At 63.2% G+C, this 12794-nt stretch carries 11 protein-coding genes; 5 read left to right on the forward strand and 6 right to left on the reverse strand.

Annotation, left to right across the window (positions count from 1 at the left end; translation table 11 throughout):
- Positions 1 to 9 precede the first annotated feature (9 nt).
- The 5 genes from J3P97_RS25205 to J3P97_RS25225 all read right to left on the reverse strand — a co-directional run bounded on the left by J3P97_RS25205 (position 10) and on the right by J3P97_RS25225 (position 7186).
- Complete coding sequence (locus tag J3P97_RS25205) at positions 10 to 1230, reverse strand: electron transfer flavoprotein subunit alpha/FixB family protein (protein ID WP_434571295.1); 1221 nt, start codon at positions 1228 to 1230, stop codon at positions 10 to 12.
- Positions 1230 to 3179, reverse strand: a complete 1950-nt coding sequence (dgcB, locus tag J3P97_RS25210) for a dimethylglycine demethylation protein DgcB (protein WP_434672995.1) — start codon at positions 3177 to 3179, stop codon at positions 1230 to 1232. Before dgcB ends, J3P97_RS25205 begins: the two co-directional genes overlap by 1 nt.
- A 209-nt stretch (positions 3180 to 3388) precedes the next feature.
- Positions 3389 to 5449 (reverse strand): dimethylglycine demethylation protein DgcA, encoded by a 2061-nt coding sequence (gene dgcA / locus J3P97_RS25215; RefSeq protein ID WP_305498294.1) that lies wholly within the window; start codon positions 5447 to 5449, stop codon positions 3389 to 3391.
- A gap of 15 nt (positions 5450 to 5464) precedes the next feature.
- Positions 5465 to 5995, reverse strand: coding sequence for a DUF5943 domain-containing protein (locus J3P97_RS25220; protein ID WP_018612374.1), 531 nt, complete (start codon positions 5993 to 5995; stop codon positions 5465 to 5467).
- A gap of 213 nt (positions 5996 to 6208) precedes the next feature.
- Positions 6209 to 7186: a dipeptidase gene (locus J3P97_RS25225; protein WP_030139307.1), complete on the reverse strand. Its 978-nt coding sequence runs from the start codon at positions 7184 to 7186 to the stop codon at positions 6209 to 6211.
- Positions 7187 to 7418: 232 nt separating this feature from the next.
- Here J3P97_RS25225 and J3P97_RS25230 point away from each other — a divergent pair, with 232 nt between their 5' ends.
- Positions 7419 to 7820 carry a lysozyme inhibitor LprI family protein gene (locus tag J3P97_RS25230; protein WP_434655090.1) on the forward strand — a complete coding sequence of 134 codons (402 nt, stop codon included), beginning with the start codon at positions 7419 to 7421 and terminating at the stop codon, positions 7818 to 7820.
- A 57-nt stretch (positions 7821 to 7877) separates the two neighbouring features.
- On the forward strand, positions 7878 to 8294 hold the full coding sequence (locus J3P97_RS25235; protein WP_434672996.1) for a DUF3010 family protein: 417 nt from the start codon (positions 7878 to 7880) through the stop codon (positions 8292 to 8294).
- A 184-nt stretch (positions 8295 to 8478) separates the two neighbouring features.
- On the opposite strand, the gene J3P97_RS25240 is transcribed toward J3P97_RS25235, so the two are convergent.
- Positions 8479 to 9438: a GlxA family transcriptional regulator gene (locus J3P97_RS25240; RefSeq protein ID WP_434627534.1), complete on the reverse strand. Its 960-nt coding sequence runs from the start codon at positions 9436 to 9438 to the stop codon at positions 8479 to 8481.
- A 193-nt stretch (positions 9439 to 9631) separates the two neighbouring features.
- Between J3P97_RS25240 and J3P97_RS25245 the strand changes: the two genes are divergently transcribed.
- The 3 genes from J3P97_RS25245 to J3P97_RS25255 all read left to right on the forward strand — a co-directional run bounded on the left by J3P97_RS25245 (position 9632) and on the right by J3P97_RS25255 (position 12660).
- Positions 9632 to 10576, forward strand: coding sequence for a choline ABC transporter substrate-binding protein (locus J3P97_RS25245; RefSeq protein ID WP_434655086.1), 945 nt, complete (start codon positions 9632 to 9634; stop codon positions 10574 to 10576).
- 71 nt (positions 10577 to 10647) lie between these two features.
- On the forward strand, positions 10648 to 11535 hold the full coding sequence (locus tag J3P97_RS25250) for a 3-keto-5-aminohexanoate cleavage protein (protein ID WP_434571287.1): 888 nt from the start codon (positions 10648 to 10650) through the stop codon (positions 11533 to 11535).
- Between the two features lie 159 nt (positions 11536 to 11694).
- Positions 11695 to 12660: an L-carnitine dehydrogenase gene (locus J3P97_RS25255; protein WP_434672997.1), complete on the forward strand. Its 966-nt coding sequence runs from the start codon at positions 11695 to 11697 to the stop codon at positions 12658 to 12660.
- Positions 12661 to 12794 lie beyond the last annotated feature (134 nt).

Below are 12794 nucleotides of genomic sequence, written 5' to 3' on the forward strand. Positions count from 1 at the left end.
TTCCTTAGCTTAAGCCGCATCGCGCCTGGCTTCGTTGCGGTAAGCCTCTACCGCCGCGATCAGGGCCTGGAGAATCGCCGCGCTGTCGCCGATCACCGACAAGTCCGCGCGCTTGATCATGTCGCAGCCCGGATCAAGGTTGATCGCCACCACCTTGTCGCAGGCACCGATGCCCTGCAGGTGCTGGATCGCCCCGGAAATCCCCACGGCCACGTAGACCCGTGCGGTGACCCAGGTGCCGCTGGCGCCCACCTGGCGATCGCGGGCCATGAAACCGTCGTCCACCGCCACCCGCGAAGCGCCTTCGGTCGCGCCCAAGGCCGCCGCGGTTCTGTGGAAAAGCTCCCAGTCCTTGACGCCGTTGCCGCCGGAGAAAATGAATTCGGCCTCAGCCATCGGGATCGCGCCCGGATCCACTGCCACCGCACCAAGATCCTCGATCCGCGACAAGCTGCGCGCCACGCTTGTGGATAACTCCACCGGCAACGCCTCGTGGCGGGTCTCGCTAACCGGCTCGGCGCATTCGGCCGCTGCCAGGATCAGTCGCGCCAATGGTCGGGCCAGGTCTTGCAGGCCAGCACCGGCACGGCCGATGCACTCTTCGCCCTTGACCTGCCAGACACGCGTGGCCGGGCGTTCGCCCAAAGCTGCAGCGAAACGCCGGCCCAGTTCACCACCGCCGCTGCGGCTGTCGGGCAACAGCCAATGGCGTGGGCTGAACTGGTTATCCACAGCCCGCAGGCCTTGGACCCGTTGTTCCGGTGCATAACCGCTGAATTCCTCGCCCTCAAGCACCAGCAAGCGGTCCACGCCCGCCGTGGCGAAGGCATTCTCTTTATGCTCGCCGAAGACCACCGCCAGGACCGCGCCGTCCGCGCCCGCCAATTGATGGGCAAGGCCCAACAGGTCGCGGTCGTGACTGCTGAGACGGCCACCGACCATGTCCGGGACCACACTGATGTAGAACGCCGGTTGCGGCACCTGATGCAGCGGTAGCTGCACTTCGGTGGCCGCGGTGCGCTTGGTCGCGCCGCCCTGCTGGGCGCCGCTGCGGTCGATGCGCTTGATGCCGTTGGGGCCGATGAAGCCGACCCCATGGACGTTCTTGCGAATGACGCCGTTAGGGCCCATCCAGCTGTGCTGCACCGGTTGCATGGCCGCGTGCAGCGGGTGCAGCCGGTTACGGGCGATCCACTCGGCGCGAGGGTCGCGGCGGATGATGTCGCTCATCAATGCACCTCCGCAGGTTCACGTTTGGCCGGAGCCACGGGCTTGCTCGGGGTCGTATCCTCGAGCAGCGCATCGGCCACCAGTTCGGCAATGTCCTTGATCATCGGTCGTGGTTCGACCACGCCCTCCAGCATCGCGGTGCACTGTGGACAACCCACGGCCACCAGTTCGGCGCCGGTTTCGCGGATGTCTTCCATGCGCATGTCAGGAATACGCTGCTTGCCCGGAATGTCGGTGATCGGCGCACCGCCACCGCCGCCGCAGCAACGGGAACGGAAACCGGAGCGCTGCATCTCCTTGACCTCGATGCCCAGCGCACGCAGCACCTGGCGCGGAGCCTCGTATTCGCCGTTGTAGCGGCCCAGGTAGCAGGGGTCGTGATAAGTCACGCTGTCGCCCTTGTGCTGGCCGAGGTTCAGCGCGCCGGCGTCGATGATTTCCGCCAGATAGGTGCTGTGGTGCTGCACCAGGTAGTTGCCATCGAAGGCGCCGTACTCGTTTTTCAGCACGTGGAAGCTGTGGGGGTCGCAAGTGACGATGCGGTTAAAGCGGTATTTGGCCAGGGTCTGGATGTTGCGCTTGGCCAACAGCTGGAACGTCGCTTCATCACCGAGGCGCCGGGCCACGTCGCCGCTGTCGCGTTCTTCGAGGCCGAGCACGGCGAAGTCGATTTTCGCCGCCTTGAGGACTTTGACGAAGGCGCGCAAGGTGCGCTGGTTACGCATGTCGAAGGCACCGTCGCCGACCCAGAACAGCACGTCGGTGGATTTTTTCTCGCTGAGCAGATTCAGGTTCAAGTCCGCCGCCCAGTTCATCCGTCCGCCCGGAGCGAAGCCGCCAGGGTTGTCGGTGGCGATGAGGTTTTCCAGCACCTCGGCGCCCTTGTTCGGCGTGGCGCCTTTTTCCAGAGTCAGGTGCCGGCGCATGTCGACGATGGCGTCGACGTGCTCGATCATCATCGGGCACTCCTCGACACACGCCCGGCAAGTGGTGCAGGACCACAGCGTCTCGGCGTCCACCAGACCGTTGACGATCGGCTGGTGTGGATTACCGCCGTGCTCGCCGACGGGTTTGCCTGGGTAAGGACTGCCGGCGAATTTCGCATCGGTACCGCCGGCCAGGCCGACGACCATGTCCTGGATGAGCTTTTTCGGGTTCAGCGGCTGGCCGGCGGCGAACGCCGGGCACGCCGCTTCGCACTTGCCGCACTGCACGCAGGCGTCGAAGCCGAGCAACTGGTTCCAGGTGAAATCCTTGGGTTTCTCCACACCCAGCGGTGCGGCGGGGTCGTTCAGGTCCAGCGGCTTGAGGCCGGTGGAACGGCCGCCACCAAAACGTTCTGCACGGCGGTGCCAGGCCAGGTGCAGGGCACCGGCGAAGGCGTGCTTCATCGGCCCGCCCCAGGTCATGCCGAAGAACAATTCCGACACGCCCCACAACACACCGAGCCCCAGGACAGCCGCCACCAGCCAACCACCGAAGTTCTCCGGCAGGATGCCCGCCACCGGCAGGGTCACCAGGAAAAACGACGCCGAGAAGGCCAGCAGGCTTTTCGGCAGGCGCATCCAAGGACCTTTCGACAATCGCGCTGGCGGGTTGCGCCGACGCAGGTACATGAAGATCGCACCGACGAACATCACCGCCGACATCAATAGCAGGGCGTAACCGAGGATGCGGTTGTGCAAGCCAAAACCGTGCACCAGGATCGCCAACACAATCGATGCTACCGCCCCGCCCGCCGTGGCGACGTGGGTATTGGCGATGTATTTGTCCCGCGCCACCACGTGGTGCAAATCCACCATGTAGCGCTTGGGCATGGCGAAGAGGCCACCGATCAGGTCGACTTTCGACGGTCGTCCCCGGCGCCACATGTTCACCCGCCGCAAGGCACCCAGGGCCGCTAGGCCGAGGGCTGCGAACAGCAGGATTGGAAGAAGGGTGTTCAACATAGGTGTTGCTCCCAAAGACCTCAGGGTCGTGTGCGCGCCAGTGAGAGCGACGCACCTACTTGTGGCGAGGGAGCTTGCTCCCGCTGGAGCGCGAAGCGCTCCCAAAACAGCGCCAGGTGTAAACCTGATGCTCCTCGACTGGTGATTTGGGGCCGCTTCGCAGCCCAGCGGGAGCAAGCTCCCTCGCCACAGGTGATGGTGTTAAGCCGTTAGAAATCCTTGCACAGCCGCAGGGCGTCATAAATGGCCGCGTGGGTATTACGCTGGGCCACGCAGTCGCCGATGCGGAACAGCAGGTAGCCATCGCCACTCTGCTCGAGGCACGGCTGCGGCTTGATCGCGAACAGGGCTTCGACATCGATCTGGCCCTTGTTGCGCGAACCTTCCTTCAGCGCGTAGTAGATTTCTTCGTCCGGCCGCACGCCGTTCTCCACCACCACCTGGTCCACCACGCGTTCTTCCTTGGCGCCGGTGTATTCGTTCTCCAGCACCGCCACCAGCTTGTCGCCTTCGCGGTAGACCTTCTCCAGCATCATGTCCCCGGTCATGATCACTTCCTTGGGGTACATGCTGCGGTAGTAGGTCGGGAACGACGTCCCGCCAATGGCAACGCCTGGCTTGATATCGTCGGTGACGATCTCGACCTGGCTGCCCTTGTCGGCGAGGAAGTCCGCCACCGACATGCCGGTGAACTCGCAGATGGTGTCGTAGACCAGCACGTTCTTGCCCGGGGCAACCTTGCCGTCGAGCACGTCCCAACTGCTGACCACCAGCCCTTCGGCGGCGCCCCAGTGTTCGTTCTGCTCGACGTTCGGGTGGCCGCCGACGGCCAGCACCACCACGTCCGGACGCAAGTCCATGATGGTTGGCGCATCCGCCGCCACGCCCAGGCGCAGGTCGACTTTCAGCCGCGCCAGCTCCAGCTGGAACCAGCGGGTGATACCGGCGATCTGGTCCCGTTGCGGGGCTTTCGAGGCGGTGGTGATCTGCCCGCCGATGAATTCCTTCTTCTCGAACAGCGTCACGTCGTGCCCGCGCTCGGCGGCCACGCGCGCCGCTTCCATCCCGGCCGGGCCGGCACCGACCACCACGACTTTGCGTTTCGGCCCGGTGGATTTCTCGATGATGTGCGGCACGCCCATGTATTCACGGGAGGTCGCGGCGTTCTGGATACACAGCACGTCCAGGCCCTGGTACTGGCGGTCGATGCAGTAGTTGGCGCCGACGCACTGCTTGATCTGGTCGATCTGGCCCATCTTGATCTTGGCGATCAGGTGCGGATCGGCGATGTGGGCACGGGTCATGCCGACCATGTCGACGTAGCCGCCCTCGAGAATCCGCGTGGCCTGGTTCGGGTCCTTGATGTTCTGCGCGTGCAGCACCGGGACCTTGACCACCTCCTTGATACCGGCGGCCAGGTGCAGGAACGGCTCCGGCGGATAACTCATGTTCGGGATGACGTTAGCCAAGGTGTTGTGGGTGTCGCAACCCGAGCCCACCACACCGATGAAATCGAGCATGCCGGTGTCGTCGTAGTACTTGGCGATCTGCTTCATGTCCTCGTGGGACAAGCCGTCCGGGTGGAACTCGTCACCGCACAGACGCATGCCCACGCAGAAATCGTCACCCACTTCGGCGCGCACGGCCTTCAACACTTCCAGGCCGAACTTCATGCGGCCTTCGAAACTGCCGCCCCACTCGTCGGTCCGCTTGTTGACCCGCGGGCTCCAGAACTGGTCGATCATGTGCTGGTGCACGGCGGACAGCTCGACGCCGTCCAGGCCACCGGCCTTGGCCCGGCGCGCGGCCTGGGCGTAGTTGCCGATCACCCGCCAGATTTCTTCCGGCTCGATGGTCTTGCAGGTCGCACGGTGCACCGGCTCACGCACGCCGGACGGCGACATCAGGGTCGGCCAGTTGAAACCGTCCCAGCGCGAGCGACGACCCATGTGGGTAATCTGGATCATGATCTTGGCGCCATGCTTGTGCATGGCGTCGGCCAGGTTCTGGAAGTGCGGGATGATGCGGTCGGTGGACAGGTTCACCGAACTCCACCATTCCTGCGGGCTGTCGATGGCAACCACGGACGAGCCGCCGCAGATTGCCAGGCCGATGCCGCCCTTGGCCTTCTCTTCGTAATATTTCACATAGCGGTCGGTGGTCATGCCGCCGTCGGTGGCGTAGACCTCGGCGTGCGCGGTGCTGAGCACGCGGTTGCGGATGGTCAGCTTGCCGATCTGGATCGGCTGGAACATTGCTTCAAAAGCCATGGCGCGATCCTCGACTTACAACGGCTTGACGATGAACAGGCCGTCGTCGTGGCCTTCTTCGGAACCGCCGTAGACCTGCTCGGCCACGGTGCGGATCTGGCTGCCGCGAGCGGCGAGAATCTGATCCATGGCGCCGGCGAACCAGCCGGTGAACATGTAGTCGACCTTGCGCCCGACCTTGCCGTACACGTAGACGAACGCCGAATGTTCGAGCTTGACGCTGGCGGTGCCTTTGTCCAGGTCGATGTCCTGGATCTTGAACAGGCCCCAGCCACGCTGGGACAAGCGCTTCATGTAATGCTCGAACACCGCGACGCCTTCCAGGCCGTGACATTCGGCTTCTTTTTCACACCAGTGCCAGGCGGATTTGTAGCCGGCCTTGTAGAGGATTTCGGCGTAGGCATCGGCGCCCAGCACTTCCTCGATGCCCATGTGGTTGTTGACGAAGAAGTGCCGCGGCACGTACAGCATCGGCAGGGCGTCGGAGGTCCAGACACCGGTTTCGCTGTCGACTTCGATAGGCAGTTGCGGGGCGATCTTGGCCATGAAACGTTAACTCCAGAAAATTCGTAGTCAGTGCTTAGCAATGCTTTTGCTTTAGCTCTTATAAACAAGCCGGTGAATGACTTTGGAGCCGTAGCGAGCACGTCGAGAGCAAGGAAGGACCGGAGCGACAAGCGAGACAGTACGGGACGTACGGCGAGCTTGGCGCGAGGACCTGACGCAGTTATCGGCGAGCGGAGTAGGCTCCAGAGTTATTCATTCGCCCCAGACATCTTTCAAAACGTTCACCCAGTTCTCGCCCATGATCTTGCGCACCACCCGCTCCGGGTGACCGCGCTTGAGCAGCGTCTCGGTGAGGTTCGGGAACTCGCCCACGGTGCGGATGCCCAGGGGGTTGATGATCTTGCCGAAGCTGGTCAGACGACGGGCATAGCCCTTGTCGTGTGTCAGCATCTCGAAGAAATCCTGGCCATGGCCCTGGGTGAAGTCAGTGCCGATGCCGATGGCGTCTTCACCGACGATGTTCATGGTGTATTCGATGGCTTCGGCGTAGTCGTCGATGGTCGAATCGATGCCCTTGGCCAGGAACGGCGCGAACATGGTCACGCCGACGAAACCGCCGTGGTCGGCGATGAACTTCAGTTCTTCATCGGACTTGTTGCGTGGGTGCTCTTTCAGACCGGACGGCAGGCAGTGGGAGTAGCAGACCGGCTTCTTCGATTCGAGAATGACTTCTTCGGAAGTCTTGGAACCAACGTGGGACAAGTCGCACATGATGCCGACGCGGTTCATCTCGGCGACGATTTCACGACCGAAGCCCGACAGGCCGCCGTCGCGCTCGTAGCAGCCGGTGCCCACCAGGTTCTGGGTGTTGTAGCACATCTGCACCACGCCGACGCCCAGCTGCTTGAAGATCTCGACATAGCCGAGCTGGTCCTCGAAGGCATGGGCGTTCTGGAAGCCGAAGATGATGCCGGTCTTGCCCTGCTCCTTGGCGCGACGGATGTCGGCGGTGGTCTTCACCGGGATCACCAGGTCGCTGTTTTCGCGGATCAGTTTCTGGCTGGCGACGATGTTGTTGATGGTGGCCTGGAAACCTTCCCACACCGACACGGTGCAGTTGGCTGCGGTCAGGCCGCCCTTGCGCATGTCTTCGAACAGGTCACGGTTCCACTTGGCAATGATCAGCCCGTCGATAACGATGCTGTCGGCGTGCAATTCGGCTGGGCTCATCAGGCAGTCCCCTTGTTGGCGATTCATGCGCCGAATCGTGTGCCGGCGCTTTGGGGCCAGCATATGCCTGAGGGCCGTCGCGACCGGGTGCAAAAACGACAGGGGAATTGCCGAAAGCGTCAATCCGCGACAATGGGCTGCGACAGGCCCACCCTGCCCATCTGTTCTTTACCCGGCGCTTGCGCCAGAATCCGCTGCACCACTGGATTCAACCGGACTCGAGCGACAACCGATGAAATCGATTTTCTTCGCCCTGGCACTGATCAGCACCGTCGCCCACGCGACCGAAGACACCGAACCCAACCCCTGCGACGAAGTTGAAAACGACGTCCAGACCCTGGCCTGTTCGGCCTACGGCAAAGCCGCCGCCGAACAACTGCTCAACGAAAACCTGCAAAGCCTCAACGAACGCCTGCAAACCCGCTACGCCAGCGACAAGGCCCAGCTCAACGACATCACCGCCAAGATCAAGGCCGCCCAGCAACTGTGGCAAAAGCAGCGCGAAGCCGACTGCGCGATCGCCGCCTTCCCGGCCAAACCTGGCAGCGACGCCTACAAAATCGCCGAAAACGACTGCATGGCCCAGGTGAGCGATGACCGGTCGGAGTTTTTGGAGTCGATTGGGCAGGAGTGATGCATAAGAAGCCGTTCAGCACGGTAAGCTGCGTGCATCTTCGGGAAAGGGATTCACATGAAAACTTGCGGCATCGAAATCAAAGGCAGCGAAGCGATCATCGCCGTTGCCTCGCTGGACCAGCAGGCGTTGAGCCACGTCGCGCTCAGTACCAAGAAAATCGCCCTCGACGACGATGACGAAGCCGCCAACGTCAAGGCCTTCGCCGCGCAGGTTCGGGCGTTCGTGACGGACAACGGCATCGAACGCGTCGCCATCAAGAAGCGCAGCAAGAAAGGTGAATTCGCCGGCGGGCCGACCACGTTCAAGATCGAAGGCATTTTCCAGTTGCTGGAAGGTTGCGAGGTGACGCTACTGTCGCCGCAGACCATCAACGCGCAGAGCAAGAAACACGACTTCGCCCTGCCGGCGACGCTGAACAAGTATCAGCATGAGGCGTACAAGGCAGCCTGCTCGGCACTGATGAAGAAATAGACCTTTTTCAGCCGAACACAGCCCCCCGTGGCGAGGGAGCTTGCTCCCGCTGGGCTGCGCAGCGGCCCCGAAACCCGGCACCCAAATGTGTCAGGTTGATTGAGTCGATGACATTGGGGCTGCTCCGCAGCCCAGCGGGAGCAAGCCCCCTCGCCACGGTGTATTTCCAGACTATGAAAACCTGTCAAACCACCTCCCGCTCATCCCCCTGCCGTCGCCGATCCTCCCGTGGACACCGGGCAAACCGTGCCCGATAGCTGCGGGTGAAGTACGACGGCGACTCGAACCCGCAGGCGATGCTCACCTCCAGCACGCTCATGTCGGTCTGACGCAGCAGTTGCCGGGCCTTTTCCAGGCGCAGGCGCAGGTAGAAGTTGCTCGGGGTGTCGTTCAGGTGCAGGCGGAACAGGCGCTCCAGCTGACGCCGCGTCACGTTGATCGACTCGGCCAGGGCCAGGGTGCTCAAGGGCGGTTCGCTATGGGTCTCCATCTCGCCAATGACCTGCACCAGCTTCTTGTTGCGAATGCCATAGCGCGTGGCGATTTCCATGCGCTGGTGATCCTTGCGCGGACGAATGCGACCGAGCACGAATTGCTCGCTGACCTGGATCGCCAGCTCCGGGCCGTGGGCCTGGCCGATCAGGTCGAGCATCAGGTCGATGGAGGCGGTGCCGCCGGCGCAAGTGATGCGACGGCGGTCAATCTCGAACAGTTCCTGGGTCACGCCGAGCTGTGGATAAGATTCCTTGAACGCCTCGATCGCCTCCCAGTGCAACGTCACCCGGTGTCCATCAAGTAGCCCCGCCTCGGCCAGGACCACGCTGCCGGTGTCGATACCGCCAAGGATCACACCTTCATTGTCCAGTCGATGCAACCAGCGCTCCAACGCCGGGCTGGCAAATTTCAACGGTTCGAAACCCGCCACGACCCACAGCGTCGCACCCTTCTTCAGCGGCTCCAGCGCGGCGTCGGCGTTGACCGACATGCCGTTGCTCGCCAGCACCGCACCGCCATCGGCGCTCAGTACATGCCAGCGGTACAGCTCGCCGCGAAAACGGTTGGCGACCCGCAAGGGCTCGATGGCCGAGATGAAACCGATGGCCGAGAAACCCGGCATCAACAAGAAATAAAAATCCTGGGACATGGAGCGCACTCGGTTGACGGGCAGCGTGCGGACCTTGATACGCCACTTGCAAGCGTCCTTCAAGCGCACAGGTCGCTGCAGTGCAAGAGCAGGTCGCCGCTGTGCGTTTTGCGCAGGGCCCGGCTGCGTACTTTGGCATCACCGGCGCGCAGACGCCGGAACCCATAACAACAAGCTGCCGAGGAACCTGACAATGAAACACCTGATCAGCTACTGCGTTCTTGCAATCAGCGCCACGTCTCTCCTGAACCAGACTGCCCTCGCAGCCGAACCCGCTGCCTGCCAGAACGTGCGCCTGGGCGTGGTCAACTGGACCGATGTCATTGCCACCAGCGCCTTGACCCAAGTGATGCTCGATGGCCTCGGCTACAAGACCAAGCAGACCAGCGCCTCCCAGCAGATCATTTTCGCCGGCATCCGCGACCAGCGCCTGGACCTGTTCCTGGGCTACTGGAACCCGCTGATGACCCAGACCATCACCCCGTTCGTCGAGGCGAAGCAGGTCAAGGTGCTGGAGCAGCCGAGCCTGAAGGACGCCCGCGCCACCCTGGCCGTACCCACTTACCTGGCCGACAAGGGCCTGAAGACCTTCGCTGATATCGCCAAATTCGAAAAAGAGCTGGGCGGCAAGATCTACGGCATCGAGCCCGGTTCCGGTGCCAACACCCAGATCAAAGCGATGATCGCCAAGAACCAGTTTGGCCTGGGCAAGTTCCAGCTGGTGGAGTCCAGCGAGGCCGGCATGCTCGCGGCGGTGGACCGCGCCGTGCGGCGCAAGGAAGCCGTGGTGTTCTTCGGCTGGGCGCCGCACCCGATGAACGTCAATGTGCAGATGACCTATCTCACCGGCAGCGAAGACGCCCTCGGCCCGAACGAAGGCATGGCCAGCGTCTGGACCGTCACCGCGCCGAACTACGCCGAGCAATGCCCTAACGTCAGCCGCCTGCTGAGCAACCTGACCTTCAGCGCCGAAGACGAGAGCCGGATGATGCAGCCGCTGCTCGACCACAAGGACCCACTGGAATCCGCCCGGCAATGGCTGAAGGACCACCCGCAAGACAAGCAGCGCTGGCTCGAAGGCGTGACCACTTTCGACGGCAAGCCGGCCATCGACAACCTGAAACTGACCAGCAACTGATCAACCGTTATCCCTCTGCGCAGCTCCAAAGGGCTGCGCGGTGACTCACCACGCCTGAAGGAATCCGCACCATGAACCACGACGTCATCATCACCTGCGCACTCACCGGTGCTGGCGACACGACCGCCAAGAGCCCGCACGTGCCGGTTACCCCGAAACAGATCGCCGCGGCGGCCGTCGAGGCGGCCAAGGCCGGCGCCACCGTGGTCCACTGCCATGTGCGCGACCCACAGACCGGCAAGTTCAGCCGCGACGTGGCGCTGTACCGCGAAGTGATGGAGCGCATCCGCGAGGCCGACGTCGACATCATCGTCAACCTCACCGCCGGCATGGGCGGCGACCTGGAAATCGGTAGCGGCGAAAAACCCATGGAGTTCGGCCCCAACACCGATCTGGTGGGCCCACTGACCCGCCTGGCCCACGTCGAGGAGCTGTTGCCGGAAATCTGCACGCTGGATTGCGGCACCCTGAACTTCGGCGACGGCGACACCATTTACGTCTCCACCCCGGCGCAACTGCGGGCCGGCGCCAAGCGCATCACCGAGCTGGGGGTCAAGGCCGAGCTGGAGATCTTCGACACCGGGCACCTGTGGTTCGCCAAGCAGATGATCAAGGAAGGCCTGTTGGACAACCCATTGTTCCAGCTCTGCCTGGGTATCCCGTGGGGCGCGCCGGCGGATACCACCACCATGAAGGCGATGGTCGACAACCTGCCCGCCGACGCGGTGTGGGCCGGCTTCGGTATCGGCCGCATGCAAATGCCGATGGCGGCACAGGCCGTATTGCTCGGCGGCAACGTGCGGGTCGGGCTGGAAGACAACCTCTGGCTGGACAAAGGCGTGCTCGCCACCAATGGACAACTGGTGGAGCGTGCCGGCGAAATCCTCAGCCGCCTCGGGGCGCGTGTGCTTACGCCGGCTGAAGGGCGCAAGAAAATGGGCCTGACCCAGCGCGGCTGAGCCGAACCTACTTATCCCCCTTTGTGGGAGCGAGCCTGCTCGCGAAAGCTGTGGAACGGGCCACACATGCATCGACCGACACTCCGTCATCGCGAGCAGGCGCGCTCCCACACAGGCTCGTTCCACATTTTGGATCATCGAATCATTAGGGAAACCACCATGAGCTTCATCACCAACATCAAAACCTTCGCCGCCCTGGGCAGCGGCGTCATCGGCAGCGGCTGGGTCAGCCGCGCCCTGGCCCACGGCCTCGACGTGGTCGCCTGGGACCCGGCGCCGGGTGCCGAAGCGGCCTTGCGCAAACGCGTCGCCAACGCCTGGGGCGCCTTGGAAAAACAGGGCCTGGCCCCCGGCGCATCGCAGGATCGCTTGCGATTCGTCGCGACCGTCGAGGAATGCGTGCGCGAGGCCGATTTCATTCAGGAAAGCGCTCCCGAGCGGCTGGAGCTCAAGCTTGAGCTGCACGCCCAGATCAGCGCCGCCGCCAAGCCGAATGCACTGATCGGGTCAAGCACCTCGGGGCTTTTGCCGAGCGAGTTTTATGCAAACTCCACTCATCCGGAGCGCTGCGTGGTCGGGCATCCGTTCAACCCGGTCTATCTGCTGCCCCTGGTGGAAGTGGTCGGCGGCAAGCACACCGCGCCTGAAGCCGTGCAAGCGGCGATGCAGGTCTACGAATCCCTTGGCATGCGCCCGCTGCACGTGCGCAAGGAAGTCCCCGGTTTCATCGCCGATCGCCTGCTCGAAGCGCTGTGGCGCGAGGCCCTGCACCTGGTCAACGACGGCGTAGCGACCACCGGCGAAATCGACGATGCCATTCGTTTTGGCGCCGGCCTGCGCTGGTCGTTCATGGGCACGTTCCTGACCTACACCCTGGCCGGCGGCGATGCCGGGATGCGCCATTTCATGGCCCAGTTCGGCCCGGCGCTGCAATTGCCGTGGACCTACCTGCCGGCGCCGGAGCTGACCGAGAAACTGATCGACGATGTGGTGGACGGGACGAGCGAGCAACTGGGGCGCCACAGCATTTCGGCGCTGGAACGCTATCGTGATGATTGTCTGATGGCGGTGCTGGAGGCGGTGAAGGCCACCAAGGAAAAGCATGGAATGGCCTTCGCCGAGTAACCCCATCCCCTGTGGCGAGGGAGCTTGCTCCCGCTCGGCCGCGAAGCGGTCGCAAAACCGGCGAATGCCATTTATCTGATACACCGCATGTACAGGTTTTGGGACCGCTTCGCAGTCCAGCGGGAGCAAGCTCC

The sequence above is a fragment of the Pseudomonas sp. R1-15 genome, from assembly GCF_051132085.1.
In the GTDB taxonomy this organism is placed as follows: Bacteria; Pseudomonadota; Gammaproteobacteria; order Pseudomonadales; family Pseudomonadaceae; genus Aquipseudomonas.

Coding starts and splice junctions, on each gene's coding strand:
- J3P97_RS25205 (WP_434571295.1), bottom strand. CDS start 1,230: ATGAGCGACATCATCCGCCGCGACCCTCGCGCCGAGTGGATCGCCCGT.
- dgcB (WP_434672995.1), bottom strand. CDS start 3,179: ATGTTGAACACCCTTCTTCCAATCCTGCTGTTCGCAGCCCTCGGCCTA.
- dgcA (WP_305498294.1), bottom strand. CDS start 5,449: ATGGCTTTTGAAGCAATGTTCCAGCCGATCCAGATCGGCAAGCTGACC.
- J3P97_RS25220 (WP_018612374.1), bottom strand. CDS start 5,995: ATGGCCAAGATCGCCCCGCAACTGCCTATCGAAGTCGACAGCGAAACC.
- J3P97_RS25225 (WP_030139307.1), bottom strand. CDS start 7,186: ATGAGCCCAGCCGAATTGCACGCCGACAGCATCGTTATCGACGGGCTG.
- J3P97_RS25230 (WP_434655090.1), top strand. CDS start 7,419: ATGAAATCGATTTTCTTCGCCCTGGCACTGATCAGCACCGTCGCCCAC.
- J3P97_RS25235 (WP_434672996.1), top strand. CDS start 7,878: ATGAAAACTTGCGGCATCGAAATCAAAGGCAGCGAAGCGATCATCGCC.
- J3P97_RS25240 (WP_434627534.1), bottom strand. CDS start 9,438: ATGTCCCAGGATTTTTATTTCTTGTTGATGCCGGGTTTCTCGGCCATC.
- J3P97_RS25245 (WP_434655086.1), top strand. CDS start 9,632: ATGAAACACCTGATCAGCTACTGCGTTCTTGCAATCAGCGCCACGTCT.
- J3P97_RS25250 (WP_434571287.1), top strand. CDS start 10,648: ATGAACCACGACGTCATCATCACCTGCGCACTCACCGGTGCTGGCGAC.
- J3P97_RS25255 (WP_434672997.1), top strand. CDS start 11,695: ATGAGCTTCATCACCAACATCAAAACCTTCGCCGCCCTGGGCAGCGGC.